General features: G+C 62.7%; 23 protein-coding genes. 9 read left to right on the top strand and 14 right to left on the bottom strand.

The genetic code is table 11. The annotated features are described in order from the left end of the window. Positions 1-5: 5 nt before the first annotated feature. A complete protein-coding gene (locus WDB91_RS17980) occupies positions 6-1,220 on the top strand; it encodes a cytochrome c (protein WP_339115524.1) in 1,215 nt (404 codons plus the stop codon). A gap of 405 nt (positions 1,221-1,625) precedes the next feature. On the opposite strand, the gene WDB91_RS17975 is transcribed toward WDB91_RS17980, so the two are convergent. The 4 genes from WDB91_RS17975 to WDB91_RS17960 all read right to left on the bottom strand — a co-directional run bounded on the left by WDB91_RS17975 (position 1,626) and on the right by WDB91_RS17960 (position 5,802). Continuing rightward, positions 1,626-2,603, bottom strand: a complete 978-nt coding sequence (locus WDB91_RS17975; protein ID WP_339115523.1) for a 2-hydroxyacid dehydrogenase — start codon at positions 2,601-2,603, stop codon at positions 1,626-1,628. Positions 2,604-2,688: 85 nt separating this feature from the next. After that, the gene (locus tag WDB91_RS17970; RefSeq protein WP_339115522.1) at positions 2,689-4,215 is read right to left on the bottom strand and encodes a tripartite tricarboxylate transporter permease; all 1,527 of its coding nucleotides are present in this window, start codon (positions 4,213-4,215) and stop codon (positions 2,689-2,691) included. An 18-nt stretch (positions 4,216-4,233) separates the two neighbouring features. Then, on the bottom strand, positions 4,234-4,737 hold the full coding sequence (locus tag WDB91_RS17965; RefSeq protein ID WP_339115521.1) for a tripartite tricarboxylate transporter TctB family protein: 504 nt from the start codon (positions 4,735-4,737) through the stop codon (positions 4,234-4,236). A 99-nt stretch (positions 4,738-4,836) separates the two neighbouring features. Further along, positions 4,837-5,802 carry a tripartite tricarboxylate transporter substrate binding protein gene (locus WDB91_RS17960; RefSeq protein ID WP_339115520.1) on the bottom strand — a complete coding sequence of 322 codons (966 nt, stop codon included), beginning with the start codon at positions 5,800-5,802 and terminating at the stop codon, positions 4,837-4,839. A gap of 223 nt (positions 5,803-6,025) precedes the next feature. Here WDB91_RS17960 and WDB91_RS17955 point away from each other — a divergent pair, with 223 nt between their 5' ends. The 3 genes from WDB91_RS17955 to WDB91_RS17945 all read left to right on the top strand — a co-directional run bounded on the left by WDB91_RS17955 (position 6,026) and on the right by WDB91_RS17945 (position 9,476). Continuing rightward, positions 6,026-6,931, top strand: coding sequence for a LysR substrate-binding domain-containing protein (locus tag WDB91_RS17955; protein WP_339115610.1), 906 nt, complete (start codon positions 6,026-6,028; stop codon positions 6,929-6,931). Between the two features lie 213 nt (positions 6,932-7,144). Beyond that, positions 7,145-8,401 carry a YbfB/YjiJ family MFS transporter gene (locus WDB91_RS17950; RefSeq protein WP_339115519.1) on the top strand — a complete coding sequence of 419 codons (1,257 nt, stop codon included), beginning with the start codon at positions 7,145-7,147 and terminating at the stop codon, positions 8,399-8,401. Positions 8,402-8,498: 97 nt separating this feature from the next. Then, on the top strand, positions 8,499-9,476 hold the full coding sequence (locus WDB91_RS17945; RefSeq protein WP_339115518.1) for an MBL fold metallo-hydrolase: 978 nt from the start codon (positions 8,499-8,501) through the stop codon (positions 9,474-9,476). Positions 9,477-9,488: 12 nt separating this feature from the next. Here WDB91_RS17945 and WDB91_RS17940 read toward each other — a convergent pair whose 3' ends face one another. The 5 genes from WDB91_RS17940 to WDB91_RS17920 all read right to left on the bottom strand — a co-directional run bounded on the left by WDB91_RS17940 (position 9,489) and on the right by WDB91_RS17920 (position 14,167). Continuing rightward, the gene (locus WDB91_RS17940) at positions 9,489-9,962 is read right to left on the bottom strand and encodes a DUF2938 family protein (RefSeq protein WP_339115517.1); all 474 of its coding nucleotides are present in this window, start codon (positions 9,960-9,962) and stop codon (positions 9,489-9,491) included. Positions 9,963-9,984: 22 nt separating this feature from the next. Further along, entirely contained in the window at positions 9,985-10,902 is a 918-nt protein-coding gene (locus WDB91_RS17935) for a choline/ethanolamine kinase family protein (protein ID WP_339115516.1), read from the bottom strand. After that, a complete protein-coding gene (locus WDB91_RS17930; protein WP_339115515.1) occupies positions 10,899-11,879 on the bottom strand; it encodes a phosphotransferase in 981 nt (326 codons plus the stop codon). Before WDB91_RS17930 ends, WDB91_RS17935 begins: the two co-directional genes overlap by 4 nt. A 6-nt stretch (positions 11,880-11,885) precedes the next feature. Further along, the gene (locus WDB91_RS17925; protein ID WP_339115514.1) at positions 11,886-13,259 is read right to left on the bottom strand and encodes an amidase family protein; all 1,374 of its coding nucleotides are present in this window, start codon (positions 13,257-13,259) and stop codon (positions 11,886-11,888) included. A gap of 122 nt (positions 13,260-13,381) precedes the next feature. Continuing rightward, on the bottom strand, positions 13,382-14,167 hold the full coding sequence (locus WDB91_RS17920) for an inositol monophosphatase family protein (protein ID WP_339115513.1): 786 nt from the start codon (positions 14,165-14,167) through the stop codon (positions 13,382-13,384). 255 nt (positions 14,168-14,422) lie between these two features. On the opposite strand from WDB91_RS17920, the gene WDB91_RS17915 reads away from it, so the two are divergent. From WDB91_RS17915 to WDB91_RS17895, 5 genes are all read left to right on the top strand, one after another. Then, on the top strand, positions 14,423-15,178 hold the full coding sequence (locus WDB91_RS17915; RefSeq protein ID WP_339115512.1) for a DeoR/GlpR family DNA-binding transcription regulator: 756 nt from the start codon (positions 14,423-14,425) through the stop codon (positions 15,176-15,178). 335 nt (positions 15,179-15,513) lie between these two features. Further along, entirely contained in the window at positions 15,514-17,049 is a 1,536-nt protein-coding gene (locus tag WDB91_RS17910) for an ABC transporter substrate-binding protein (RefSeq protein ID WP_339115511.1), read from the top strand. 67 nt (positions 17,050-17,116) lie between these two features. After that, on the top strand, positions 17,117-18,094 hold the full coding sequence (locus WDB91_RS17905) for an ABC transporter permease (protein ID WP_339115510.1): 978 nt from the start codon (positions 17,117-17,119) through the stop codon (positions 18,092-18,094). Further along, positions 18,094-19,008 carry an ABC transporter permease gene (locus WDB91_RS17900; RefSeq protein WP_339115509.1) on the top strand — a complete coding sequence of 305 codons (915 nt, stop codon included), beginning with the start codon at positions 18,094-18,096 and terminating at the stop codon, positions 19,006-19,008. The genes WDB91_RS17905 and WDB91_RS17900 overlap by 1 nt, the downstream gene beginning before the upstream one ends. After that, positions 19,008-20,855: an ABC transporter ATP-binding protein gene (locus tag WDB91_RS17895; protein WP_339115508.1), complete on the top strand. Its 1,848-nt coding sequence runs from the start codon at positions 19,008-19,010 to the stop codon at positions 20,853-20,855. The genes WDB91_RS17900 and WDB91_RS17895 overlap by 1 nt, the downstream gene beginning before the upstream one ends. Before the next feature lie 44 nt (positions 20,856-20,899). Here the strand turns inward: WDB91_RS17895 and WDB91_RS17890 are convergent, their stop codons facing one another. The 5 genes from WDB91_RS17890 to mmsB all read right to left on the bottom strand — a co-directional run bounded on the left by WDB91_RS17890 (position 20,900) and on the right by mmsB (position 25,361). Then, complete coding sequence (locus WDB91_RS17890) at positions 20,900-22,291, bottom strand: GntP family permease (RefSeq protein ID WP_339115507.1); 1,392 nt, start codon at positions 22,289-22,291, stop codon at positions 20,900-20,902. A 123-nt stretch (positions 22,292-22,414) separates the two neighbouring features. Beyond that, positions 22,415-22,747, bottom strand: coding sequence for a carboxymuconolactone decarboxylase family protein (locus tag WDB91_RS17885; RefSeq protein ID WP_339115506.1), 333 nt, complete (start codon positions 22,745-22,747; stop codon positions 22,415-22,417). A gap of 22 nt (positions 22,748-22,769) precedes the next feature. Beyond that, on the bottom strand, positions 22,770-23,603 hold the full coding sequence (locus WDB91_RS17880) for a sulfurtransferase (RefSeq protein ID WP_339115505.1): 834 nt from the start codon (positions 23,601-23,603) through the stop codon (positions 22,770-22,772). Next, positions 23,600-24,457: a rhodanese-like domain-containing protein gene (locus WDB91_RS17875; RefSeq protein ID WP_339115504.1), complete on the bottom strand. Its 858-nt coding sequence runs from the start codon at positions 24,455-24,457 to the stop codon at positions 23,600-23,602. Before WDB91_RS17875 ends, WDB91_RS17880 begins: the two co-directional genes overlap by 4 nt. Before the next feature lie 25 nt (positions 24,458-24,482). Next, complete coding sequence (gene mmsB, locus WDB91_RS17870; protein ID WP_339115503.1) at positions 24,483-25,361, bottom strand: 3-hydroxyisobutyrate dehydrogenase; 879 nt, start codon at positions 25,359-25,361, stop codon at positions 24,483-24,485. Positions 25,362-25,441 lie beyond the last annotated feature (80 nt).

The following is a 25,441-nucleotide window of genomic DNA, read 5'->3' as shown; positions in this document are numbered from 1 at the left end:
CGCTGATGAAACCCGTTCTGATCGCCGCGCTTCTGGCAGGCACCGCCGCCCACGCGCAGGATTTCAACGCCGTCGAGAAAGGTCGCAAACTGGCGATCACTGCCGATTGCGCCGCCTGCCATACGGGAGATGCGGGAGAATTCGCAGGTGGTGTGCCGCTCGAGACGCCCTTCGGAACGCTTGTGGGCTCGAACATCACCCCCGATCAGGCCACGGGCATCGGGCGCTGGACCAAGGAAGAGTTCCGCCGCGCGGTGAAATCGGGCAAGGCCGCCGACGGACATCTCCTCTATCCGGCCATGCCCTATACCGATTACGCCAATATGACCGATGCCGATGTCGATGCGATCTTCGATTATCTGCAGACGGTGCCTGCGGTCCATAACGAGGTCGAGGAGAACCAGCTGCCCTTCCCGCTCAATATGCGGGTGGCGCTCTATGGCTGGAACCTCGTCAACCAGACCGATGCGACCTACGAGACAAACCCCGACAAATCTGAGGAGTGGAACAAGGGGCGCTATATCGTCATGGGGCCGGGCCATTGTGCTGCCTGCCACAGCCCGCGCAATCTGACGGGCGGCGAGAAGACGGGCGATGATTTCCTGACCGGCGCGACGCTCGAGAACTGGCATGCGCCCGATATCACTGCCGATCCGCGTCTGGGCGTGGGCGGATGGTCGGAAGACGAGATCATTGCCTATCTCAAGACCGGCCATAACGCCTATGATACCGCGTCGGGACCGATGGCCGAGGAAGTAGCGCTGTCTTCGTCGAAATGGAGCGATGGCGATCTTGCCTCGGTGGCGGCCTATCTCAAGGAAGGCGAGGTGGACGCGCCCGCCTCTGCCAAAGCGCCCGACCCGCTCGATGCGCAAAGCGCCAGTATGCAGGCGGGGGCCGCGATCTATGGTGACCGGTGCTCGGCCTGCCATGCGGCGGATGGCGAAGGTGTGGCGGGGCTCTACCCGAAGCTTTCAGGCGCGCCTCTGGTGATGGCCGATGATCCGACCAGTCTGGGTCGTGTCGTGCTCGCGGGGTCGCAGGCGGGGGCGACGGCTGCGGCGCCTACAGGCCCCGTGATGCCCAGCTTCGGTGCAACGCTCGATAATGCCCAGGTGGCCGCCGTGCTGGATTATATCCGCAACTCGTGGGGCAATGCCGCGCCTGCAGTGGATACGGGCGACATGGCCAGCCTGCGTAAGGATCTGCAAACGCAGTAGCACCGGAGGGCGTGGCCGGTCTGCAGTGCGAGGATGGGGCGCACAGGGGTGAGCAGCGCGACACGCCCGGTCAGCGAGGCGTCATGCAGGTGGAAATCCACCAGCATGGACAGCCCCGTGCCGGTCGGCAGCGCAGTGCCTTCGGTCGCCATCGGACCCGACCTGCCGCCCCTGCCGGTGTTCGGGGTCTGTGCCGCGCTATGGGCCAGCCCCGGCGCAACGCCAATGGCCCCCTTGCCGTTGATCCCGCCCCCGTCGGGACGCCTATGAAACCGCTAAGGAATTATCCTCGTTCAGCATTTCGATGGCATCATCGGTCAGAGACGGGCTCTGCCGAGAGCCGGCTTTCGCGATGGACCAATCCACATGGCAGCCCTCGGCCCCCATGATCCCCTTGTCAGATGGCTAGACCGGCAGGCTCTGCGGGACGCGCCCTGCCCCCAGATCCGGGGCGGGGGTCACTACCGCGCCTGTGCGGAAGTAGCTCTGCAAATTGCGCAGCACCAGCGCCTCCATATCACGCCGTGTCTCTTTGGTGCCTGACCCGATATGCGGCAGGAGCACCACATTCTCGAGCGCAAGGAATGCCTCGGGCACATGCGGCTCGTCGGCGAAAACATCGAGCGCCGCTCCCGCGATCCCGCCTCCGGCCAGCGCCCCGAGAAGGGCCGCCTCGTCCACCACCGAACCGCGCGCCACATTGATCAGATACCCCCGCGGCCCCAGCGCCTCGAGCACCTCGGCCGAGACCATCCCTTCGGTCGAAGCCCCGCCCGAGACCGTAAGCACCAGCATATCCGCCCATGCCGCCAACTCGACCAGAGAGTCCTCATAAGCCCATGGTTGGCCGATCTTCTCCATCCGTCCGGTATAGCGGATCTCCATGTCGAATGCGGCCGCGCGGCGGGCCACCGCCTGCCCGATCTGCCCGAGCCCCACGATCCCCAGCCGCTGTCCGCTGATCCGCGTGGCGAGCGGGAATTTCTCGCGGCTCCAGCGTCCGGCCCGCACGAAGCGCTCCGCCTCGCTGATCCGGCGCGCGGCGTCGATCATCAGCCCGAGGGCCAGATCGGCCACGCAATCGCTGAGCACACCGAAGGTGCCCGCCACCTGAATGCCGCGTGCACGGCAGCTGGCAAGATCGATCCGGTCAAGCCCGACCCCGCGGCACGAGATCACCTCCAGATCGGGCAAAGCCGCCAGTAGGTCATCGGGGACGCCCACCGGCGCCGAGGTCGCGATCCCGCGGACCGGAGCGCCGGAGTCCGCAAGCGCGGCAAGCGGTGTATCGCATTCCCATAGTCTGAGCACATCGAACTCTTCGGCCAGTTGGGCATCAAGACCCGGCGACAGCGCACCGGTCTGCAAAATTCTGGGTTTCATAGCGGCTGTTCCGTCTGTGAAGTAAAAGGGGATGGTCGGAAAGCCTGCCCGCATCCAGCGCATGGATGCGGGCAGGCCCAGGCACTCACGCCTCGCGGCGGCGCGCCTCGGCTGCCGCCTGCGCACGCTTGTGTCGGCGCAGACCCAGCTGTGCCCAGAGCGTGTAGATCACCACGATAAGCGTCATAACAAGGATCGTGCCCGAGATCGGCTCGGTGAGGAAGGGCAGGAAACTGTCCTGGCTTTTCTGCAGGCCACGACGCAGGTTGGTCTCGATGATCGGGGCCAGAATGAAGCCCAGAAGCAACGGGGTCGTGGGCAGCCGCGCCTTTTTCATCGCATAGCCCACCAGACCGAAGGCCAGCATGGTCCAGACATCGAGCATGCGGTTGTTGATCGCATAGGCGCCGATCACACAGAGCGAGACGATCACCGGCAACAGAATATTGCGCGGCACCGCCAGCACCTTCACGAAGAAGGGCAGCCCGAAGAACAGCGCCCCCAGCATCGCCACATTGGCCACCACCAGCGCGGTGAAGATGCCATAGACCAGCACCGCATCATTATCGAACAGAAGCGGTCCGGGGGTAATGCCATGGATCATGAACCCCGCCAGAAGGATCGCGGTGGTATTGTCGCCCGGTATGCCCAGCGTCATCAGCGGCACCATCGCCCCGCCCGTCGAGGCATTGTTCGAGCTTTCCGAGGCCACGATGCCGTCGATAATGCCGGTGCCGAATTTCTCGGGCGTTTTCGAAGCTTTACGCGCCGCACCATAGGCGATGATATTGCAGACTGCGGCGCCCAGACCCGGCAGGATGCCAATGGCCACCCCGATGGCCGAGGAGCGCAGCGCGTTCCGTGTCTGGCCCAGTGTTTCCTGCAGCGACAGCCCGAAACCCCTGATCGGATGGCGTTTGAGATCCTCGGCACTGACCGCGCCATCGGTATCGCCCTCGGCATAATCGAGCACCTGCGAGATCGCGAACAGCCCGATCAGCGCCGGCAGGAGCGAGATCCCCGCATCCAGCTCGCTGATCCCGAAGGTCAGGCGCGGGAAACCGGTGATCGGCGCCATGCCCACCAGCGCGACCGAGACCCCGAGCACGGCGGCAATCGTGCCACGCAGGAGCGAATTGCCCGACAGCCCCGCCACCAGCGTGAGCGAGAAGAGCGCGATGGAGAAATACTCGAAAGGCCCGAATTGCAGCGCCACATCCGCAAGGAAGGGCGAGAGGGTAAAGAGCACCACAAGGCTCAGCATGCCCCCGATGAAGGAGAACACGATCCCGATGCCGAGCGCCCGCCCCGCCTCGCCGCGCGCCGCCATCGGCGCCCCGTCGAAAGTGGTGGCGATCGAGGCGGGCGTGCCGGGGATCTTGAGCAGGATCGCCGAGATCAGCCCCCCCGAGGTGCCGCCGATATAGAGCGCCATGAGCAGGGACAGCCCCTCGACGGGGCTCATTCCGAAGGTGATCGGCAAGAACAGCGCCACGCCCATCGTCACCGTCAGCCCCGGAACGGAGCCCACGATAATGCCGACGATCGTGCCGCCAAGGATCATCAGAAGGGTTTTCAACGTCAGGACGGAAAGAATACCGGTAAGTATCATCGTTGGGTTCCTTTCGGCTCAGCCGAGCAATCCGGCGGGGATGGTGACCTGAAAGACAAGCACGAACAGCGCATAGCTGCCCGCAGCCACCGCCACGGAAATCCCCAGATAGAGCGGCAGACGCGCGCGTCGGAAGGGCGAGATGATCAGGATCTGGACGAAGATATAGAGGGCCGAGCACAGGATATAGCCAAGCACCGGCAGCGCCGCGACATAGGCCAGCATCAGCACCAGCGACACGATCACCGCAAGGCCGCCACCGATGAGCGGGCGGTCCTCTTTGGGGGTAGGCGCATCGCCCTCAATCGGGCGGGGGCGGAATGGCGCTGCTTTCGGCCTGCGGACATCGCCCAGCAGCAAAAGCGCGCCCAAGGCCACGAGAAGCACCGCACAGAGCTTGGGCATGAAGTCAGCGCCCACGGCGGAGCGACCGAATTCCATGATATCGAGGCTCGAAAGATACAGGCCGATCCCGAGCAGGATCATAGCGCCGCCTGTCAGCGCGTTATGGTAACGGAACATGGTGGATCTCTCCCGATCCGTGAACATGCGCTCGCGGCTATGTCACAGCAGGCACCGGCCGGACGCAGAGGCTCCGGCCGGTGGGGCTATCGGGGGCGCTCAGTTGCCCTGCTTGAGAAGGTCAGCGTATTTCGCGTAGATCTCGCGCTGGCCTGCGGCATAGGCCGCGCTGTCTGCGGGGCTCATCCATGTGGGCGTCACGAAGATCTTTTCCGCCTCGGCCTGGTAGTCTGGGTTTTCCACGACACGTTTCATCGCGGCAGAGAAGATCTCGACGGTCTCCTCGGGCGTGCCTTCGGGCATCGCGTAGAAGAAGAACTTGTTGAAGGCGAGCGGATAACCCTCCTCCGCGGTGGTGACCACATCGGGGATCAGCGGATTGCGCTCGGGCGAGAGCAGGCCGAGGCTCACGAAATCACCCGAGGCAAAATAATCGCGCGCAAGACCATACTGGATGTTGATCATATCGGTCTTCTTGCCCTTGAGCGCGACCATCTTTGCCGAGTTGCCGCCAACATCGACCATATTCAGCTTGATCCCCATCGCCTCTTCCAGCGCAAGCCCCACCAGATGCGGATAACCGCCCGTCAGGATCGCGAATTCGACCTCGCCCGGATGGGCTTTGGCATAGGTGGAGAAATCGGCAAGACTTTTGTAGGGCGCGTCGTTACTGACGGCCAGAACTGTCGTATTGTCCAGCACACCGATCCCCGCCATCTCGAAATCCGAGAGCGTGATGTCGGACATGCCCATCAGCTCGGGGATCATCGATTCATTGTGGTAAAACAGAACCGTCTGGCCATCCGGATCGGCATCGCGCACGCGTTTCATGCCGATCGTGCCGCCTGCGCCCTTCACATTGACGATAACGAAGGACTGACCCAGCTCCTTCTCCATATACCGGCTGAAGAGCCGCGCATTGAGATCGGTATCGCCGCCCGCGCCGACCGGCACGATGACTTGGACGGGTTTGGACGGATAGCCTTCCGCGTAGGAGGCCGAAGACAGGGCAAAGCTGCCCGCCAAGCCGATCACCAGCTTGGCAGCGAATGTTTTCAAAGACATGTTTTTCCTCCTCTAACGCGCCGGACCAACCCTCGCCGACAGTTTCCTCCCTCTGTCGGCATGGGCCCGCGCGACGGTAATCTCCGTCGGGCGATACGGCGCTACCCGCAAGACTACCAGCGTCGCGGAGATTTTACCTTCCAAGAATGGATCGACGTGATACATTTTTTGTATCGAATTCATGGAGGGAACAATGGCCTCGGAAAAATTCTAATTCTTCCAGCTGCGCTGCTTCGTGGCGGTGGCGGAGGAGCTGAATTTCCGGCGAGCGGCGGAGCGGCTGAACATGACCCAGCCGCCTTTGTCGCGCCAGATCCGGCTTTTGGAACATGCGATGGGGGTGACGCTGTTCGACCGCAGCAAACGGCAGGTGATGCTGACCCCTGCTGGTGCCAATCTTCTGGTCAGCGCCACCGAGATCCTGCAGCGCGCCGAGTTCGCGCTGCTCTCGGCGCGACAGGCCGAGCGGGGCGAGTTGGGCGCGGTAACGATGGGCTTTGTGCCTTCGGCGGGGGTGGGATTCGTGCCCGACATCGCCGCGGCGCTCACCCGCGAGATGCCCGATGTGCGGTTCCGGCCCGCCGAGATGATGAGTTACGAGATCGTCGAGGCACTGATCAGCGGCCAGCTCGATCTGGGGCTGACCCGAAGCCCCGGGCGTCGCGGCGAACTGAATGCGCAGCTCGCCGTCAGCGAACCTTTTGTCCTTGCCCTGCCTGCAGGACACCGCCTTCTGGCGCGTGACGAGATCACGCTGTTCGATCTGGATAGTACCGATTTCATCGCCTATTCCTCCGAGCGCGGTGGCGCGCTGCGCAAGATACAGGATGCGCTCTTCGCCAATGAAGGGATCAGCCCGAGGATCCGCTTCGAGTTGAGCCAGACCCATTCGATCCTGCATTTCGTCAATCGTGGCCTCGGGATTGCACTGGTCCCGCGCAGTTCGATGCAGTTGTCCCTCGACGGGCTGCGCTACCGCCCGATCGCCATCGGAGACAGGTTCCGCTCCAAGATCTACCTGTGCAGCGGCCCGAAAACCCCCTCTGTTCTGCTGGCAAGGGTGGTCGAGGTCATGATGCGGGCCCTGACCCACCCGAATGGACATCTCTGGAGTGATCCACCTGAGTGAGCAGCTCGCGACAGGCGCGCGCCGCATGTCCAGCTTGTGTGATAATAGTTGGAAAAAGACGAGATATTTGCCCTTTTTCGAGGCATATCTGAATACTTACACCTAATTTTCCTGAATTGGTCTGTATATGCGTGGAAATGTGTGGAGAAATATTGCAATGAAGGCGGGCAGCAGGACCGCTTATCCCCACCGCTCGCGCCGGAGACACCCGCCATGACCCAGCCCTCCCCGCCCAGATCCGCACTCCCCTCACCTATCCTGATCGTCTGCGCCGCGGCCATGTCGCTGGCACTGGCCATGGGGATCGGGCGCTTTGCTTTTACCGCGATCCTGCCGGTGATGATCGCGCAGAACGCGCTTGATCTGAAGCTGGGCAGCACCCTCGCCTCCGCCAATTATCTGGGCTATCTCGTGGGAGCCTTGGGATGTATGGCCATCCCCTCCCGCCAGTCCAGCGCGCGTATCCTGCGGCTGGGGCTGCTGGCGACCGTGCTGGCATCGCTGGCCATGATCATCCCCTCCCCCACATTATGGATCGCCCTGCGCTTTGCGGCAGGGGTGATCAGCGCGGTAACCATGGTGCAGACGGCGCGCTGGTGCTTCCTGTCGCTTGCCCATCTGCAGCATGCGAAACTCGGCAGTGCGATGTTCACCGGCGTGGGGCTCGGCATCGGGATCTCGGGGCTGATCTGTATGGCGATGATCGCAGCCGATCTCGACTGGCAGAGCCTCTGGGTCAGCTTCGCGCTGATCGGCTGTCTGATGGCGGGGTTTGTATGGTCTGTCGCCACGCCCGCGCGCGAGGCCCTGTGCACACCCGCCTCGGCCCGTGCACAGCCCGCCGCACAGGCTACCGCGCCGCGCCCGCAGGCCAGCCGTGCAAGACTTGCGCTCTTCGTGTTGGCCTACGGGCTTGCAGGCTTTGGCTATATCATCACCGCCACCTATCTACCGCTGATCGCCCGGATCGAACTGCCCGGATCGGCGCTTGTCGATTTCTTCTGGCCGCTCTTCGGTTTTGCCGCAGCCCTCGGCTCGTTCCTGGCTACACGCCTGCATGACAGGCTGCCGCCACAGAACATCCTGATCCTGTGCTACCTGATGCAGAGCGCGGGCGTGATGTGGACCACATTCCGCCCCGATGCGACGGGGCTGGCGGTGGGCGCGCTTCTGGCGGGCCTGCCCTTCACGGCAATCAATTTCTTCGCGATGGATGTGGCACAGCGCCTCTATCCCAACCGCGTCTCCCAACTGATCGGACTGTTGACGGCGGCCTATGCGATCGGGCAGATCCTCGGCCCCGCAACGGTGCAGCTGGTGCTGCACCATGTCAGCGATCTGCAATCGGGGTTCAACCTGTCGCTGCATATCGCGGGTGGGGCGCTGCTGGCAGGGGCTCTGGGCTTTGTGGCTCTGGGTGTGCTGCGCCGCGTCTATGGCCCCGTTAACGCTACGCTCACCCGTAATTGAGCCGATCTGAGGGAAATCCCCACCCGCGCCCTTGCGTTTTGGCGCGCGGGCACCGAGCATCGGCTTGATCCGAGATGTTCGAGTGGAAGGACCGTCCATGCCCCGCAACCGGTATTACAATGGCCCGACCTCCGCCCATTTCGACGGGCTGCGCTTCCACTCCGCGGGCCTGCGCACCGACCGGAGCCTGCGCGAGATCCTTCGATGGAAGCGCAACGGCCAGCGCGCACAATGGCCAGCTCATGTGCCCGTCACCCCGGTGCAGCCTCCCGCGCGCAGCAATCAGGCGCGGATCACCATGGTCGGCCACTCCTCGACCCTGATCCAGATCGCAGGCCTCAATATCCTCACCGATCCGGTCTGGTCGCATCGTGCGAGCCCGGTGCGCTTTGCCGGCCCCAAACGCGTCATCCAGCCCGGCATCCGTTTCGAGGATCTGCCGGAGATCGACATCGTCCTGATCAGCCATAACCATTACGACCATCTCGATATTGCCACGCTGCGCCGTATCGAGGCGGTCCATCAACCTCTTTTCATCCTGCCTCTGGGGACCGATGCAACACTTGCGCCTGTGGTGCCGCGCGCACGCCTGCGCAGTGGCGACTGGCATAACCGGATCGAGGCAACGCCGGAATGCCGCATCATCCTGACCCCCGCCCATCACTGGTCGGCCCGTGGTCTGGGCGACCGGCGTATGGCGCTCTGGTGCGGGTTCTGGATCGAGACGGCAGCGGGCCGGATCTGGTTTGCCGGAGATACGGGCTATGGCGACGGGGCAATCTTCCGCCAGATCCATACCGATCACGGCGCCCCCGACATCGCGCTGATCCCGATCGGAGCCTATGCGCCGCGCTGGTTCATGGCGGAACAGCATGTGGGCCCCGAAGAGGCTGTGCGGATCTTTCAGGATGTGGGCTCGGCCCATGGTCTGGGCATCCACTGGGGGACTTTCCAGCTCACCGACGAGCCCCGTGAGGAGCCCGTCACCCTATTGGCGCAGCATATGGATGCCGCGGGCATAGCGCAGGAGCGGTTCCGTGCCTTCGCGCCTGCAGATGTATTCATCAGGCCTTGAACGCGGCAAAGCTCAGCCCAGCACGGCAGTGGCAATCCATAGGCACAGGCCGAAGGACAGATGCGCCGAGAGGGTCTTTGCGAAACTCGCCCAAGGGTCGGGCGCATTGCGCCCGCAGATCCCTCCACCCATTGCGGGCTTCATGAACAGAAGCGGTGCCGCCAGTGTAAGGATACCGTAAATCGCCCCCGCAAGCGCCGAATTGGGCAGACCAGCCAGCGCCAGAATGGCCAGATAAATCACCGCATAGGCGATGCCGATCACATAGTGGAAAGCCCAGCCAAGCGCGTTCTCGTGCCGCACCGCCGGACGTTTGCCGATAGCCGCATCGATCACGCGGCCCTCGCGGGCGATGCCCACGACCCAGCGGCCCACCTTGCCCCAATGCGGACGGGAGCCATCGAAATAGCGCAGGAATCCGTATTGCCACAGATCCGCAAGGGCTGTGGCAACAAGGCCGATCAACAGGGTGGTCACAATCATCATCCGCTCTCTCTAGCGCAGGTGCTCACACATGCGCCAGTGCCCATTCCCAATCGGGTGACAGCATCTGCCGCCGTGCGCGCATCAGAAGCGTGCGCGAGTATTTGGCGAAATCGAAGGCGATGGGGGAGTTCAGGCTCTGATGCACGGCCCACAGCCCCCAGCGGGTGATAGCGATCCCGATATAGAGATAGGTGCGTGCCAGAGCCTCGGGACGGACCTTCCCCTCATACATCTCGAGAATGGAGGAAATCCCGTGCAGATCATCGAAGAAGATCTCGAAGCTGAACATCGCCACATCCCAGTAAGGGTCGTTGGCGGCGGCATATTCCAGATCGATCAGGCGGATCTCGCCAGCCTCGTTGCGCATGTAGTTCGAGATATAGGCATCGTTGAGGCAACCCACGAGATCGATCCCTGACGCCTTGATCGCCGCGCCCGCACGCCGCGCCTGCCAGAGCATCTGCTCCAGATCGCGTGGCAGGAGGGGCGAGTCATTCGTGCTCTCGCGGGTCACGGTGCGGGCAAAACTCTCGAACTGCTCGAGGCCGGTATTGGCCTTCTCGAGCATCAGATCGTCATGGATGTCCTTATAGGCCGTCATGATCTTGGCGCGGATCTCGGCATCCTGCGCATCGAGCACCGAGCAGCTGCGGAAGCCCTGAAGGAACTCGTGGACCTCCAGCCCCTCGTCATCATCATGATAGATGACCTGCGGCCCTACCCCTTTGGCGGCGGCGATCTTGGCCGCACTCAGCGCGGTATGACGGTCGATATAGGCACTCGTGCCCGGACCGTGCTGCTTGACGAAGAACATCTCGCCCGAGGTGTCATCGCGCACGCGCCAGTTGATATTGGTGATGCCGCCATTGATGCGGAAGGGCGTGAGATCACGGCCCTCGAAATGGGGAACCTTGGCAAGCGCCTGAGTGATGTCGATCATGCTTGGGCCTCCCGCAGCAATCGGGCCATGTCATTGGCAGAGATCTGGGTGCGCAGCCGGACCAGCCGGTTGGCGGCATATTTGTAAAGCTCGGGGCCCTGACGTTCGGGGAAAACCTCGCCCAGCATCAGCTGCATGGCCCAAAGCGCATCATCGAGCATGCCGTAAAGCTTCAGCCGCGCCATCTGCGGGGCGGTGTCAGGCGCGCCGGTATAGGCCGCGATAAAGGCCTCGCGGTCCTCGTCATCGGCGCAGATCTCCTGCGCCATCGCCCCAAGATCGCGCCAGATATCGCCCATTGTCGCCCGGTCGAAATCGATCAACTGCACCGATTTCTCCGGCCCGATCATGATATTCGAAAGCGCGTTCTCCCCATGGCAGGCGCCCGGCTGCATGGGCGTTTCGCAGGCTTCAATGATCCGCTCGACCCAATCGGTAATCTGGTCCCATCCCATACGGATGGTCACCGGCGGGACAAGAACCGGATGACGGCGGATCTCCTCAAGAAGCCGCGCGAACTCCTCGCGCAGCCGGATCGCACCGGACAGCGTCGCCCCCTCATGGAACCGTTTCTTGGCGGCCAGCACTGCCGAGAAGATTTCGGGATCGAGCATATCGATCAGACCCGCTGGGCGCCAGTCTTCGCCCAAGCGGACAAAGCCCATCGTCTGCGAGACGTCATCCGCGCCCAGAAGGTCCGGCGTCACCCCGAGGGCCGCCGCGGCCCGAGTGGCCTCCACCGCGCCTGCAAACCCGTGCGGCAGGAAGATCCCCTGATAGAAGCTCTTCACTAGTGCAGCCTGCCCCCCGATGATGGCAGGACGGGTCAGCCCGTCGAGCCCCTGATGCATCGGATTGGCAATGGCTGGCAGGCTGTCACCCGCAGGTTCGGCACGCAGTGCCGCAAGCCCCGCGGTTTCCCTGTCTGACAAGGGAGGCAGGGGGGCGCCGTTTTGCGTAAGACTGGCTTGCGTCATGCACGATCACTCCCCGACGGTTTGCGGAAACGGCTTGAGCGGACCGCGGGCTGCCTCATAGGCGAGGCAGGCGCTCAGGATCGCCGCATCCTCGCCTTTCGCCCCGATCACCTGAAGCCCGACGGGCGAGGTGCCGGCAAAGCCGCAGGCGACCGTCGCCGCAGGCTGGCCCGTCTGGTTGAAAAGCGCGGTGAAGCCAACGCCCCGATGCGGAAACTCGGGATCGGCCGATGTAAATTCGGCGGGATAATTGGCGACAGGCATTGTGGGTGCCAGCACCAGATCATAGGCATCGGTTGCCCGATTGACCGCGAGCGCGGCCTTTTCCACTGTCGACAGCGCCTTGGCGAAGTCCCGCGCGCTCATCGCATCCCCCTTGTCGCAGCAGCGCGTCAGGATCGGCAGCATATCGCCGCGACGGTCTTCGGGCAGGCCAGCGCGCTCGGACGCCGCCTTGACCGCGAAATAGCTCGTCAATGCCTCGAGGAACGGGAAAGGCACGGGGTTGTCCATCTCCGTCACATCGGCGCCCAGCCCTTTGAAGACCTCCGCCGCCTTGCGGATCAGCGCCTCCACCTCCGGTGCGGGGGCATCGCTATCGCCGAGAGAGAGCATAAGGCCGATACGCTTGCCCTTGAGATCGGCAGGCGTCAGCGTCGCGGGAATGTCCATACCCGGCTCGTAGGCTTCGGCATCGGGTAGAGCCAGAACCGACATCATCAGGATCGCGTCACTGACATCGCGGGTGATCGGACCCGCGGCACGGTCACGGCTATAGGGCAGATGCGGGATCGCACCAGCCGTGGGTTTGAGCGCAAACAGGCCGCAATGGGTCGCGGGAAGACGGACCGAACCGCCGACATCCGAACCTACTGAAATCGGGGCAAGCCCTGCGGCCACGGCTGCGGCCGGACCCGCCGAGGACCCGCCGGTATTGAGCGACAGATCCCATGGGTTACGGGTCACCCCATTTGCAGAATTCACACCCGCACCGAGGAAGCCCATATCGGGCATCGTGCCCTTGGCGAAGATGATCGCACCGGCTTCGCGCAAGCGGGCCACGGGCGGGCAGTCCTTGGTGTCGGGAGCCACATCGCGGCGCGCCTTCAACCCGCGCAGCATGACCATACCTTTCACGGCAAAACTGTCTTTGATCACGCAGGGCACGCCGTCGAGCGGTCCCATCGGTGCGCCCGCTTTCCAACGCGCGCCCGATGCTTCGGCCTGTGCCATCGCGCCTGCCGCATCGACCTCATAGAGCGCGTTGATCTTCGGATTGACCTCATCAATGCGCGTCAGAAGCGCCGTCATGACCTCCACGGGCGAAAGCACGCCGCTTTTATACTGCTCGATAAGTTTGGTGGCGGAGAAATCCCACATAGAGATTGGCCTTTCTTATACGCTCCGGACCGGCCTCTGTGGCGGTCGGCAAACGGCCCACTGGGGGCCGGTGGAATTTGGCGGGGCCTGCCACGGGGACGGGCAGGCCCCATAGGACGCCCTTAGGCGGGCTGGCGACAAGCCGCGATGCGCGCGAGCATGGCCGCGTGCAGCTCGGGCGTGGCCGAAGCCAGCACATCGCCCTTGGAGGTAAGGCCCAGCGGCGCGCCGCTCCAATCGGTGATCACACCGCCCGCGCCCTCGATGATCTGCACCGTGGGCAGATAATCATAGGGCTGCAGGCCAATCTCGAGAACCATATCGCAATAGCCCGAGGCAAGCAGGCCGTAGTTGTAGCAATCACCACCGAAGCGTAGGAGATGGACCGCCTCGCGCAGCGCCTCGTAGACCGGACGGGTCTCGCCGAAGAACAGCTCGGGATCGGTCGTGTAGGCACGCGCCTCGGCCAAATCGGTGCAGCCGCTGGTCTTACAGACCTGGCCGTTGAACGTGCTGGGCTGACCTTTCTGCCCCTGCCAGCGATCACCGAGGGCCGGCATGTCGATCTGGCCCAGATAGGGCGCGCCGTCGCGCAGGCGGGCAATCAGGTTGCCGAAGAGCGGGTGACCGGAGACGAAGGATTTGGTGCCGTCGATCGGATCGACAACCCAGATATCGCGGGCATCGAGCTGCGTTGCCGCCTGTTCTTCACCGAAGATACCGTCTTCGGGGAAGCGCTTGGCGATCTCTTGGCGCATGAAGGCCTCGATCTCGCGATCGGCGACGGTCACGGGCGAGCTGTCGGCCTTGTCATCGACCTTGAGGTCACTACGGAAGTAATGCAGCGCCTGCTCGCGCACGGCATCTGCGACAGAGGCGGCAAAGGAGAGTTCGGGCGAGGAGGTCATGGTAAGTGTCTTTCGTTGCGTTCATGTGGAGTTTTTAGGATTATTTGTGGAATCGCAAGAACAGACTTGGAAAAAATGGCGATTTTCCTCATCTGCTAAAATTACAGGCAGTTTATACTGTGCCAGACACTGTTTTATGGGCTGCGGTGACGCAATTTAGGTGAGAATGTCGCCAGAAGACGCTCCTGCCACCTGCAATTTGTGGACTTCCTGCGGCAAACGCCCTTATGAGTCGGTTAAGTAAGGAGATGCCAAATGTGGTCCCATGAAAGACACTCGAAAATCCTGCAACTGCTTGAGCAGGAGGGTAAGGTTGCCACCAATCTTCTGGCGGACCGCTTCGATGTCTCGCGCGAGACGGTGCGGCGCGACCTTCTGGAAATGGAACGCAGCGGTGTTCTGAAACGGGTCCATGGCGGGGCCGTCACCCAGGAACAGGTCGAACCCGAGCCCGCCTTCGAATCGCGCGTCTCGCAATTCACCGACCAGAAACAGGCCATCGGCGAGCTGGCGGCGTCTTTGATCCCGCAAGGGTCCACCTGTTTCATCGACGCCGGCAGCACGACCACCGCATTCGCTCAAACCCTTGCCAGAAAAGGCGATTATAGGGTCATAACCAACTCCTTCGACATAGCGCGGCAAATGACGAAGGGGCGCAATTGCGACACGCTTCTGCTGGGCGGCACGCCTCATGTGGATGTGCCCGCCACCTATGGCGAGTTGACACTTTCAGAGATCGACCGCTTCCGTGCCGATTTCGCGATCATCTCGCCGGTGGCCATCGACCAGCTTCGCGGATTGACCAGCTATGAGCTTCATGAAGCTGAGGTCGCCCGCAAGATGATCCGCAACGCGCATAGCTGCATCGTGCTGAGCCACTCAGCCAAGCTGAACACCGAAAGCCGTGTGGGAATCTGCCGCCTCGACGAGGTCGAGCATCTGGTGACCGACAGCCATGCCGCACCGTTCAAACTCCCTCGCGGCGAGACCCATTACGCCGAACTCGGCTGAAATTATCCCGATTTGCACATTTGGCGCGGAATTCTGTTATGAACTCCGCGCCTTTTTCATGCCAGACATCCTCATTCAATAAACTTCTTGATTGAATATTAGACAGAAGCCTCGCAATCGCCTAATTTTCCAACACACAGGGCAATCGGTCTGGCAATTCTCGCACTACGCCCGAGAATCTCTTGACCGTTTTGTGGATCAATGTGGAAATGAAAGGCATCTGGAGTGTGGATTAGCAAATTGCCACAATCCAGCACATCATAAAAAACCGGAGACGACCGCGGTCCGATCTACCCGCGCACACCCATCTCCGGCATGAACAGGGAACGGATCTTATGGCTCTCAATCGCAGAACCTTTCTGAAGTCCACCGCGGCCTTGCCGCTGGTTTATGCCATTCCGGGCACCGCGGCATTTGCGGCCGAACCCGGCCATGTGCGCTGGCTCAGCCCCGAAAACACCACCGGTAACTGGGATCCCTCGGGCAACACGACCCAGGCCAATATCCGTTGCGAATTCCTGACCTATGACTCGCTGCTGCGCTATCCGATGGTGCCGGGCGATGATGTCCTCAAGCCCGAACTGCTTCTGGTCGAGAGCTATGACATGACCGACGGGCACACCGTCGATTTCGTCCTCAAGAAAGGCGTTAAGTTCCACGACGGCTCCGAGCTGACCGCCAATGACGTGAAGGCCTCGCTCGAATATTACAGCCGCCCGGGTATCGCGCGGGCCTTCTATCCGGGACCCGTAGGCGTCACCGTTAAGGATGATTACACCTTCACCGTCTCGGTTCCCGATTTCCCTGCCCACTCCTTCCTCTTCCTGCAGGTATATTCGCCGATCCTGCGCGCCGCCGACATCGCCGAGCCCGCCAAACTGCAATCGGGCATGAACGGCACCGGTGCCTACCGCTATATCGGCAGCTCTGCCGATGGCCACAGCTTCGAGCGCTTCGCCGATTACTGGGGGCCGCTGAACGAGGACGTCCAGAAGATCACCGTGCGCTACGTGCCCGATGGCAACGCCCGCATGCTCGCCCTGATGTCGGGCGAGGCGGAGATCATCGAACGTCTGGAGCCCGAACAATTCGCGAGCCTCTCGGCGGAATCCAATGTCGCCACCCAGAAAGTGAACTCGGTCGAGAACCGCTACCTGCATTTCCGCTGCAACAAGCCGCCCTTCGATGATTATCGCGTGCGTCGTGCCGCCGCTGCGGCCATCGACCGCGAGGGTCTGCTGTCGCTTGTGGGAGATGCGGGCTATGCCGCAGATAGCGTTCTGCCGCCGATGAAGCTGGGCTATACCCATCAGGAAGATTACGGCAAGTTCGACCCCGAGCTGACCCAGAAGCTGCTGGCCGAGGCGGGCTATCCGAACGGTCAGGGCCTGCCGCCGATCGAATATATCACCTCCACCGGCTTCTACCCCAAGAGCAAGGAAGTCTCCGAGGCGATTGCCGCGATGTTGCAGGCGCAGGGCTTCCCCGTCACGCTGACCGTGATGGAAGTCGCCGCATGGAATGATAAATATTACAACGTCAATGCCGGCAACATGATCGACGGTGGCTGGGCGCCCGACAGCCCCGAGCCGAATATCCAGATCATGCTGCAATACTACTCCAAGATCGGTCTGGTCACGGGCGTGAACGAGCCCGAGCTCGATGCGGTCCTGCTCAAGCAAGTGTCCGAGACCGATATGGACAAGCGCGCCAAGATCATCAGCGACGAAGTGCTGCCGATGGTCGCGGAGAAGATGCCCAATCTGGTGCTCTACAACTCCAACATGATGATCGCCACTTCGGCCGCGCTCAAAGGCGTGCGGATGACCGCGGCAGGCGATCTGGATATGACGCAAGCGACCCTCGCCTGAGGTCCTTTTTCCCCAAGGCCATCCTCCCGCGAGGGTGGCCACTCTGACAGCGACTGCGAGGAGTTCCATGATAGCTATCGTCTCGTTTCTCACCCGACGCCTTTCACAAGGTGTTGCCATCATCCTCCTCGCAGCACTGATCGTTTTCACGCTCCTGCGCATCGGTCCGGGCGATCCCGCACGGATGCTGGCGGGCGGCCTCTCCGATCAGGCCAGCGTCGACGCGCTTGCCAAGGAAATGGGGCTTGATGACCCCTTCCTCGTGCAGTTCGGAAAATATGTCGGTGGCATTGTCCTGCATGGCGATTTCGGAAAATCCTATGTCCGCTCGGAATCCGGTCTGGCAGGAAGTGGCGGCGACAATCCGACCGCCGGTAAGGCCGATGTGATCGGTCTGATCGCGGCACGCCTTCCGCTGAGCCTCGAGCTTGCCGCGCTCGGCATGGGGCTTGCGCTGGTGATCTCGGCTCCAATCGGGATCTGGGCAGGGCTCAACGCGGGCCGCATGCCCGAAGCACTGACCCTGATGGGCTCCTCGATCCTCGTCTCGATGCCCAGCTTCTGGATCGCGGGGCTTCTGGTTCTCCTTGTCTCGATCAAGCTGCAATGGCTTCCACCAGTGGGCTATAACGGCTTCAGCTATATGATCCTTCCGGCCATTGTGCTGGCCATCGAAATGGCCCCCATCTTCATCCGCACATGGTCCTCCGCCATCTCGTCGATGACGCGTCGCGATTTCATTCAGGTAGCGCCTGCCCGCGGTCTCGACCGTCGCACCATCTTCACCCGCCATATCCTCCGCGGCGCGGCCGTGCCTTTCATCAACACGCTCGGCGTAATGCTGACCGGCCTGATCGGCAGCCTTCTGGTGATCGAATTCGTCTTCGACTTCCCCGGACTGGGCAAACTGACCGTCGAGGCTGTGCTGCAGCGCGACTTCCCGCTGGTGCAGGCCATCGCCATCATCATCAGCGCCTTCTTCGTGGCGGTCAATATTGCCGTCGATTTCGTAAGCGGCCTGTTCGACCCGAGGCTTGAATACTGATGACACTCGAAACCACCAATATGACCCCCGCCAAGCCCAAGACCAAAGAACTCGCCATGGGTCGCCGTATCTGGCTGGCCACACGGTCCTCGCCGTGGTTCCTGGGCGGTGCAATCCTCTTCGCTGCCCTGCTGGTTCTCGCCTTCGTTTCGGTCTTCGTCTTCAATGTCGACCCGACCAAGATGAATTTCGTGGCGAAATTCAGCGCGCCTTGGGGCTTCGAGGGCTCAAACCCCGACTTCCCGCTCGGCACCGACCAGCTGGGACGTGACATGCTCTCGCGTGCCCTAGTGGGCCTGCAGATCACCTTCGTGATCGGCGTGGCCGCGACCTTCCTGTCCTTCGTCATCGGTTCGGCCGTAGGGCTCTATGCCGGCTTTGTGGGCGGCAAGATCGACCAGCTCCTGATGCGCGTCGTCGATATCCAGCTCTCGATCCCGCCGATCATCCTGGCGATCACCATCCTGGGTCTGGCTCGGGCCACACCCGCGCTGATCATCTCGGTTCTGGTGCTGGCGACATGGCCTAACTATGCCCGCCTGACCCGTGCCAGCGCGCTGGCCGAGCGCTCGCAGGAATATGTCCGTGCCGCCCGTGTGCTGGGCGCAGGCGATATCCGCATCATCCTGCTGATGGTCGCCCCTGTCGCGCTGCCGCCCATGGCCTTTGCCGCCGTGTTCGACCTTGCCCGCATTATGATTTTCGAATGCGTGCTCGATTTCCTCGGCATCGGCCTGCAGCCGCCAATCCCGACGCTTGGCTCGATCATCGCCGATGGCCGCAAATACCTGATGAACGCATGGTGGGTCACCGTCCTGCCGGGCCTGTTCCTGATGCTGCTCCTGCTGTCGCTCAACATGATGGGTGTCGCGCTTGAACGCGCCCGTAACGCCGTCTTCGAAGGAGAGAAATAATGTCCGATCCCCTTCTCAAAGTCTCCGGTCTGAGCATTACCAACACCGCCAACCCTGCCCTACCGCCGATCCTTGACAACCTCTCGCTCGAAGTCTCCAGAGGTGAGGCCGTGGCCATCGTCGGTCGCTCGGGCGCGGGCAAAAGCGTGCTGGGCCGCGCTTTGGTCGGCTGGATCGAGCGCCCTCTGGGCCTGCAATCGGGCCGTATCGAGATCGCGGGCGAGGACATCCTTGCCGCCCGCGGCGGTGATCTGCAGCGTCTGCGCGGCACCGGCATCGGCTATGTCGGGGCGGACCCGACCCGTGTGTTCGACCCGACGCTGAGCGTCGGCACCCAGATCGCCGAGAAATACCGTATGCTGCGGCCCGAGGTCTCGATGAAGGAGGCGCTCGAACGTGTGCATGAACTCTTCGATCTGGTACGGATCCCGGAGGCGCGCCACCGGATGGACGAACTCCCCTCGAAATATTCGGGCGGCATGATCCAGCGCGCGGCGATCGTGGATGCGATCATCGGCGAGACCAAGGTCGTGGTGGCCGACAACGTCACCCAGCCGCTCGATGTGACGGTGGCCGCCCAGATCATCCGGCTCTTCCAGGATCTGCGAGAACGTCTTGGCACGGCCTTTGTGTTCATCACCTCCTCTGTGCCGGTCATCAAGGATTTCGCCGACCGGATCATCGTCATGGATGAAGGCCGCGTGGTCGAGGAAGGCCCGACCCAACAGCTGATCGATGCGCCCAAGACCCAGCAGGCAGAAACCATGATCGCGCAGAGCCCGCGTATCTGGGGAGCACAGGCGCCCGAGAGCCTGTCGGCGGCCGATGTGATGAACCGCCCGCCCGCGCTGGCCATTACCGGCCTCAAGCGCAGCTATAAGGTCCGCCGCAAGGATAGGCTCTTTGGCAAGGTCGAGGTGCAGGCCGTGCGCGGCGCCGATTTCGATGTCTATCCGGGCGAAAGCCTTGCGATCGTGGGGGAATCCGGTTGCGGAAAATCCACACTTATGCGGCTTCTGACCTGGCTTGAGGCCCCTGACGAGGGTTCGGTCTCCTTCGAGGGGCGCAATGTCGGAGCCTTTACCACCAAGGAACGGTTCGATCTGCGCGCACAGTTGCAGCTGGTGCTGCAAGACCCCTATGGCTCGATCCCCGCGCATTGGACCATTGGCCGCACGATTTCTGAATCGCTCAGGCTCCACTCAAAGCTCGGGGGTAAAGAGCGCCGCGCCAAGGTCGAGGCCACGATGGCCGAGGTCGGGCTGGACCCGTCACTGCATGACAAACTGCCCAGCGGGTTGTCGGCAGGTCAGCGCCAGCGGATCAACGTGGCCCGTGCCATCGTTCTAGAACCCAAGGTGCTGCTTCTCGACGAGACCTTCTCGGCGCTCGACCCGATGGAACAAACGCCCCTCATCGAGCTCTTCCGCCAGCTGCAACGCGACCGCGCGATCACCTGCATCTTCATCAGCCACGATCTGGCACTGGTGCGGCGCGTGGCTTCACGGGTGGCGGTGATGTATCTGGGGCGGATCGTGGAAGCGGGCCCCAATGACGAGCTGTTCCTGAATCCGCGCCACCCCTACACGCGCGCGCTTCTGTCGGCGGCACCCACGCTTGAGGCCTCGCCCTACGATCCTGCGGAATGTCTGGTCGATGGCGAACCGCCCTCGCCGATCCGCCTGCCCCCCGGATGCGCCTTTGCCGAACGCTGCCCGGCCGCACAGGCGAAATGCCGCGAGAGCGACCCGCACCTGCATACGGCCGGAGAGCGCATCCGCGTGGCGTGCCATTTCCCGCTCGCGCCCGATAAGGTCGTCAAATCCGAGGCTATACCGGCAGAATAATACCACAGGACGCCGCCCGCGGGCGGCGTCCTGACCCCGGAGGATTATACCCAACCGGTGGCGTAGAAGAGCGCGATAACAAGGAAGGAGGCCAACGTCTTCAGAACTGTCATCACGAAGATCGGACCATAAGCCTCGCGGTGGGTCATCCCCGTGACCGCCAGCAATGTAATGATCGCTCCGTTATGCGGAAGGGTATCCATACCCCCCGCAGCCATCGCGGCGACCCGGTGCAGAACCTCCATCGGGATGCCCGAGGCATTGGCCGCCGCCACGAACTGGTCGGCCATCGATCCGAGTGCAATGCTCAGACCCGCCGCTGCAGAGCCCGTGATCCCCGACAGGATATTGATCGTCACCGCCTCGTTCAGAAGCGGATTGGGAATCGCGCCAAGTGCGTTGGCCACCACCACAAAGCCCGGAAGCGCTGCGATGATCGCTCCGAAGCCGAATTCGGACGCCGTGTTCATCGTTGCCAGAAGCGCGCCCGCGATGGCCGGTTTGCTTGTTTCGGTGAAACGCCCCGCAAGCGGGCGGCGTGCGACCACCAGCACGAAGAGGATCGCCACGATCATTCCTGCCATCACCGACCAGATGCCGAGGTTTGACTTGACCGCGACCTCTGTGGCCTTCGCCATACCCGGAAGCTGGAGACTGAAGTTCTCGCCGTAAATCACCGGTAGCCAGCGCGTCAGGACGAAATTCACGACACCCACCAGCACCAGAGGCGCGATTGCGATCAACGGATGGAACAATGCCGTATCGTGAGACGCAGCCGGATCGGCATCGTCATGTGCGCCGTAGCCCTCGCCCGCCGCCTGCGCCTTGCGGCGGAGATGTTCCAGATATTGCCAGCCCAGCAGGAAGATGAACGCAGCTCCCGAGAACCCCAGCACCGGTGCCGCCCAGCTGGTAGTGCCGAAAAAGGTGGTGGGGATGATGTTCTGGATCTGCGGCGAGCCGGGGAGTGCATCGATGGGATAGGTCATTGCGCCAAGCGCGATGGTTGCGGGCAAAAGCCGCTTGGGGATGCCCGCCGCACGGAAGGCCGCCGCGCCGAACGGGTAGATCGCGAAGACCACCACAAAGACCGATACACCGCCATAGGTCAGCAGTGTCGCCGTCAGCGCGATCACCGCAATCGAACGCTGCGCGCCGAAAAACCGGATCATTGCCTGCACGATGGAGTGTGCGAAGCCCGATACTTCCATGAGTTTGCCGAAGATCGCGCCGAGCAGGAAGACCGGAAAATAGCTCTGCACGAAGCCCGCCATCTTTGCCATGAAGAGGCTCGAATAGGCGGGGGCCACGGCGGCAGGCAGGGTCAGAACAACCGCCGCCATCGCGAAGATAGGTGCAAACAGGATGACGCTATGGCCGCGATAGGCCGTGATGATCAGTCCGGCCAGGGCCGCCAATACGATCAGGACGCTCATGAGGGGATCCCTTATAGGATGGCTTTACAGGAGAGGCGCCCGGAAATGGCGCGTAAAAATATTCCCTCCGCCCGGAGGCGGCGGAGGGTCAGGGCAAGGTTTGGCCTGCGGCCGCGTAGAAGATCAGAATTCCTCGTAGGCGCGCATCACGTCGATGCTCTTGGTATAGGCGGAGCCGATCCCGATCAGCATGGCGGTGCCGGCAGCTGCCGCAACCTCCTCGGCTGTCGCACCCGCGCGCTTGGCCTGATAGACATGCGAGGCGATGCAGCCCTCGCAATGCAGCGCCACCGCCACGCCGATCGCGATCAGTTCGCGGGTCTTGGCGTCGATCGCGTCATTCTTGTGGCCTGCCTCGCGCACGGCGTTGAAGGCCTCGATGATTGTCGGATTGGCGTCCTTCAGAAGCGCCGAGTCTTTCTGGATGCCCTTGAGCATATCGGTCCATTGCGACATGTCTTGCTCTCTTTTCTATAGGTTATTCGGTTTCGGCCGGAAGATCGGGATGACTGCTCCACTCGCTCCACGAGCCAGGGTAAAGCCGCACGCCCTTCAGGCCCGCAAGTTCCAACGACAGGAGGTTATGCGCCGCACTCACCCCCGAACCGCAGCTCGCAACCACCTGCGCCATCGGGCGATCGCCCAACACGGCCTGCCATTCCTCCCGCAGCGCCTCGGGCGATTTGAAAAGCCCCGAAGCATCGGTATTTTGCGAGAACGGCCGGTTCAGCGCCCCCGGAATATGCCCGCCACGCGGATCGGTGGTCTCATTGATCCCGTGATATTTCTCGGCCCCGCGCGCATCAACGGTGACAAAATCACCGCTTTCGAGGCTGGCTTTCACCGCCTCAAGATCGACAATGCGGGTGTTATCGGGTTGCGCGCTTACCGTGGTCGGCGCGAATTCCGGCACCTCGGAGGTCAGAGGGAGCCCCGCCGCCTGCCATGCCTGCATCCCGCCATCCAGCACGGCAACCCTCTCGAAGCCGATCCAGCGCAGCATCCACCACATGCGGGCGGCGGCGGCATTGCCGCCACGGTCATAGCAGACCACCTGATCATCGCTGCGCAGCCCCGCCTGCCCCAGCCAATCCGCAAAAACATGCGGGTCGGGCAAAGGGTTGCGGCCATTGCTCCCGCTCCGCGGCCCCGACAGAACGGTCTCCATCTGCGCATGCAGCGCATTGGGGATGTGGCTCTCGAGATAGGCGGCGTGGCCGGCTTGCGGGTCGCTCATCGAATGGGTGCAATCGAAGACGCGCCATTCGGGATGGGCGGCAAGCTCCTCCACCGATACAATCGTATTGCTCATTGCACCTCTCCCTTCACGGCAACCGGCAGATCATGGTTGCGGCCCCATTCGTCCCAGCTGCCGTCATAGACCTGCCAGTCATCGCGGCCCAGACGGTGCAGAGCGAGCGCCAGAATGCAGGCGGTCAACCCCGAGCCGCAGGAAATCGTGACCGGCTGATCCAGATCCAGCCCCGCCTCGCGGAACTTCGCGTCAATCTCTGCGTCAGGCAGGAAAGTGCGCGCCTGCGGGTCCAGAAGATTGGCCCAGTAGAGATTGAGGCTATTGGGGATATGGCCCGCCCGTGCGCCCGGATAGCGGTCGGTCTCGGTGCCGGCCCATCGCCCTGCGGTGCGGGCATCGATGATCTGCTGGCCCGCGTTGGACCGCTCAAGAACATCGGGCGCCAGTGCCAGAAGGTCGCGGCTCTCCCCCGGTGCGAAGACCGTCGCGGAGCGTTCGATCACGCCCGTCTCGAGCGCGCCACCTGCGGCCTTCCATGCCACCATGCCGCCATCGAGCACCGAGACATTGTCATAGCCGAACTGGCGGAACAGCCACCACACACGCGCTGCGCTATAGAGCCCGGGCACATCGTAGACGACGATATGCTGGCCCGCGGCTATGCCCAGCTTGCCGACCTCGTCGATGAAGCGCGCACGGCTCGGGATCTTGCGCGGGCGCGGATTATCGGGATCGGCAATGATATCGAGATCGAAGAACAGCGCACCGGGAATATGCGCGGCGGCATATTCCTCCTTGGCGTTGCGACCGGTATCGGCCAGATGCACGGTGCCATCGACGATCACCACATTCGGATCGGCAAGATGGTCTTTCAGCCAGTCCGCACTGACCACGGGGCCGGGATATGTCATTGTCAAACCTCTCCTTCCGTGGCGCTTAGCGCAGGGATTTGATGATGGCCGAGAAATCCTCGCCACCAAATCCGGCTTCGACGAATTTCTCGTAGATTTCGGTCACATGCGTCCCCAGCGGGGTGTTGGCCGAGACCGACCCTGCCGCCTCCTGGGCCAGACGCAGATCCTTGAGCAACATGGTCGCCGCAGCCCCAGGTTTGTAATCGTTGTTCGACGGCGCGGTCGGCACGATGCCCGGCACGGGGCAATAGCTCGTCAGCGCCCAGCACTGGCCCGTCGATCCCGAAGCCACATCGAACATCGCCTGTGCCGAAAGACCCAGCTTCTCGGCCAGCGCGAAGGCTTCGGAGACGGCGACGATATTCACACCCAAGATCATGTTGTTGCAGATCTTGGCCGCCTGCCCCGAGCCCGCCTCGCCGCAGCGCACCGATTTCTGGCCCATAACGGCCAGCACCGGCTCGATCCGCGCGAGCGCCTCCTCGGAGCCGCCCAGCATGAAGGTCAGCTTGGCCGCCTGTGCACCGGCAACACCGCCCGAGACCGGCGCATCGACGCTTTGCAGACCCGCCTGAGCCGCCATCTGGTGGATCTCGCGTGCGCTCATCACGTCGATAGTCGAGCTATCGGCGATCAGCGCACCCTTCTTGGCATGGGGCAGGATCTCGGCCCAGACGTCGCGCACGAAAGAGGCATCGGGCAACATGGTCAGGATGATGTCGGCACCAGCCACCGCCTCGACTGCGCTGTCAGCCAGAGCCACGCCATTCGCTTCGGCCTGTGCCCGCGCGCCTTGTGCGGGATCGTAGCCCGTTACCTTGTAGCCGGCCTTCACCAGATTGGATGACATCGCGCCGCCCATATTCCCCAGACCGATGAATGCGATAGTTTGATCTTCCATGATGCCTCCGGTCGTAACCTTTTAAATGCGGGCCTAAGCTGCCCGAACCACCCTTGCGTGGCCTCGCGCGCTGTGCCGTT

The organism is Thioclava sp. GXIMD2076, from assembly GCF_037949795.1.
Classification (GTDB): domain Bacteria; phylum Pseudomonadota; class Alphaproteobacteria; order Rhodobacterales; family Rhodobacteraceae; genus Thioclava; species Thioclava kandeliae.
Note: the sequence above shows the minus strand (reverse complement) of the source record. Positions and strands in the feature narration are given on the sequence as shown.

What these genes read in the sequence shown, in the direction of transcription:
- WDB91_RS17915 (WP_339115512.1), top strand. Translation starts at nt 14,423, where the DNA reads ATGTGGTCCCATGAAAGACACTCGAAAATCCTGCAACTGCTTGAGCAG.
- mmsB (WP_339115503.1), bottom strand. Translation starts at nt 25,361, where the DNA reads ATGGAAGATCAAACTATCGCATTCATCGGTCTGGGGAATATGGGCGGC.
- WDB91_RS17980 (WP_339115524.1), top strand. Translation starts at nt 6, where the DNA reads ATGAAACCCGTTCTGATCGCCGCGCTTCTGGCAGGCACCGCCGCCCAC.
- WDB91_RS17910 (WP_339115511.1), top strand. Translation starts at nt 15,514, where the DNA reads ATGGCTCTCAATCGCAGAACCTTTCTGAAGTCCACCGCGGCCTTGCCG.
- WDB91_RS17925 (WP_339115514.1), bottom strand. Translation starts at nt 13,259, where the DNA reads ATGTGGGATTTCTCCGCCACCAAACTTATCGAGCAGTATAAAAGCGGC.
- WDB91_RS17895 (WP_339115508.1), top strand. Translation starts at nt 19,008, where the DNA reads ATGTCCGATCCCCTTCTCAAAGTCTCCGGTCTGAGCATTACCAACACC.
- WDB91_RS17905 (WP_339115510.1), top strand. Translation starts at nt 17,117, where the DNA reads ATGATAGCTATCGTCTCGTTTCTCACCCGACGCCTTTCACAAGGTGTT.
- WDB91_RS17940 (WP_339115517.1), bottom strand. Translation starts at nt 9,962, where the DNA reads ATGATGATTGTGACCACCCTGTTGATCGGCCTTGTTGCCACAGCCCTT.
- WDB91_RS17975 (WP_339115523.1), bottom strand. Translation starts at nt 2,603, where the DNA reads ATGAAACCCAGAATTTTGCAGACCGGTGCGCTGTCGCCGGGTCTTGAT.
- WDB91_RS17965 (WP_339115521.1), bottom strand. Translation starts at nt 4,737, where the DNA reads ATGTTCCGTTACCATAACGCGCTGACAGGCGGCGCTATGATCCTGCTC.
- WDB91_RS17900 (WP_339115509.1), top strand. Translation starts at nt 18,094, where the DNA reads ATGACACTCGAAACCACCAATATGACCCCCGCCAAGCCCAAGACCAAA.
- WDB91_RS17950 (WP_339115519.1), top strand. Translation starts at nt 7,145, where the DNA reads ATGACCCAGCCCTCCCCGCCCAGATCCGCACTCCCCTCACCTATCCTG.
- WDB91_RS17875 (WP_339115504.1), bottom strand. Translation starts at nt 24,457, where the DNA reads ATGACATATCCCGGCCCCGTGGTCAGTGCGGACTGGCTGAAAGACCAT.
- WDB91_RS17945 (WP_339115518.1), top strand. Translation starts at nt 8,499, where the DNA reads ATGCCCCGCAACCGGTATTACAATGGCCCGACCTCCGCCCATTTCGAC.
- WDB91_RS17920 (WP_339115513.1), bottom strand. Translation starts at nt 14,167, where the DNA reads ATGACCTCCTCGCCCGAACTCTCCTTTGCCGCCTCTGTCGCAGATGCC.
- WDB91_RS17890 (WP_339115507.1), bottom strand. Translation starts at nt 22,291, where the DNA reads ATGAGCGTCCTGATCGTATTGGCGGCCCTGGCCGGACTGATCATCACG.
- WDB91_RS17880 (WP_339115505.1), bottom strand. Translation starts at nt 23,603, where the DNA reads ATGAGCAATACGATTGTATCGGTGGAGGAGCTTGCCGCCCATCCCGAA.
- WDB91_RS17930 (WP_339115515.1), bottom strand. Translation starts at nt 11,879, where the DNA reads ATGACGCAAGCCAGTCTTACGCAAAACGGCGCCCCCCTGCCTCCCTTG.
- WDB91_RS17960 (WP_339115520.1), bottom strand. Translation starts at nt 5,802, where the DNA reads ATGTCTTTGAAAACATTCGCTGCCAAGCTGGTGATCGGCTTGGCGGGC.
- WDB91_RS17885 (WP_339115506.1), bottom strand. Translation starts at nt 22,747, where the DNA reads ATGTCGCAATGGACCGATATGCTCAAGGGCATCCAGAAAGACTCGGCG.
- WDB91_RS17970 (WP_339115522.1), bottom strand. Translation starts at nt 4,215, where the DNA reads ATGATACTTACCGGTATTCTTTCCGTCCTGACGTTGAAAACCCTTCTG.
- WDB91_RS17935 (WP_339115516.1), bottom strand. Translation starts at nt 10,902, where the DNA reads ATGATCGACATCACTCAGGCGCTTGCCAAGGTTCCCCATTTCGAGGGC.